The sequence below is a fragment of the Phocaeicola coprocola DSM 17136 genome, from assembly GCF_000154845.1.
In the GTDB taxonomy this organism is placed as follows: Bacteria; Bacteroidota; Bacteroidia; order Bacteroidales; family Bacteroidaceae; genus Phocaeicola; species Phocaeicola coprocola.
Genome location: NZ_DS981447.1, coordinates 20,220 through 21,558 on the forward strand (window position 1 = coordinate 20,220; position 1,339 = coordinate 21,558).

The following is a 1,339-nucleotide window of genomic DNA, read 5'->3' on the forward strand; positions in this document are numbered from 1 at the left end:
GTTCCCTGTACTCTGGGTAGCAGGATCAGGAACTCTTCCCATCTTCCTGTCCGTATATGCCGGAGAACCAGCATGGAACATCCGTTCCAATTCGGGATCGTCAATCTCAAGGAGGTCGCTGATGTTCCATCCGTTGGCTTTTACTGTATTCACATAACCGTTGACGGTTTCCTTGTCAATCGGTAACTTGCGGCTTACACCGCGGTTGGATTCTCCGGCCTGCTTGAGCTGGAGTACTTGTTTTATCAGACTCATATCCTTTGTTGTTCCTGCCATGACTGTGCTGTTTCTTGTTAGCTTACCAGCACAAAGGAAACTGAAACCGGGGAAAGAATGAACGGATATGCTCCGGAAACGAAGATATACGCTCACAATTCCATGCACGGCTGAACGGATATACTCCGGAAAATCTGAAAGCATACGTCTAAAGTGAACGGGTATGCTCCGGAAAAAGGGTGCTACAACCTGCAATTCTCGGAGGTGAACGGATATGCTCCGGAAAAATTGAGATTTTAATGTCTGGTTATCCATTTTTTCATCCTTTTAGGGGATGAACGGATAAAAATTACGCTTTTAAGGTATGGTTTTATACCCTAATAAGCTGCCGGAAAGTGAACGGGTATGCTCCGGAATATGTAGTCTGTTGATAGGTTCTTGGACTTTGGTATAAATTGTAAGTCGTTTTATGTAATTCTGTTTCTTATTTTTAAGCGTTGTTCCAGAGTTATCAGGGTATGGTTGTAAACACGGCTCTTTCATTTAAGCTTAGATAAAGGCACATAATTCCCCCACCCACTTCTTATGGGAAGTAGGGATTTTGTTATGATTGATACCCAAAACGTTACGAATCCTCTGAAATTACAAATTATCTCATTTTTGATCCAGCATATGTATCATTGCGGTAAAGTCCAAAGAAAGTTCTCTAATAAGTTCGGCCGTTCCCTTAGCCTTGTCGGAGAGCTTTTTCCTTTTACCTTTCCATATAGAAAGTATTGCCAGTACTATCCTCTGTATCGTGTCAAGGTTTCTGGCGGACCTTGCACTATTCCGCCTGATGAAGTCCTGCCTCAGGTTGCGGTCAAGGTCCCAGTGCATGCTTTCTATTGCCCAATGCATTCTGGCTATTGTACTCAGCCGCCTGGCACTTCCGTGAAAACTGGAGACATAGAACCTCCTCTCGGAAGATTTCTGACCATCAGATTTTCTCTCCGTTGCAGTCCGTATTTCGACAACCGTCAGATTTCCATTCCACTTTTTCCTGTCCGTAATCAGGTCATTTCCACGAAAGATACGGCATACTCTGGTCTCTATTCTGCCATGTTCAAGAAAAGGGCCTTCC

1 protein-coding gene and 1 pseudogene are annotated in these 1,339 nt (G+C 44.0%); both read right to left on the minus strand.

The features are described 5' to 3' along the window. Positions 1–276: pseudogene (locus tag BACCOP_RS19480) on the minus strand (hypothetical protein); the annotation flags it as partial. A 594-nt stretch (positions 277–870) separates the two neighbouring features. Beyond that, positions 871–1,339, minus strand: a 469-nt coding sequence (locus BACCOP_RS02730; protein WP_007565926.1) for an ISAs1 family transposase, incomplete at its 5' end; no start/stop codon positions are given.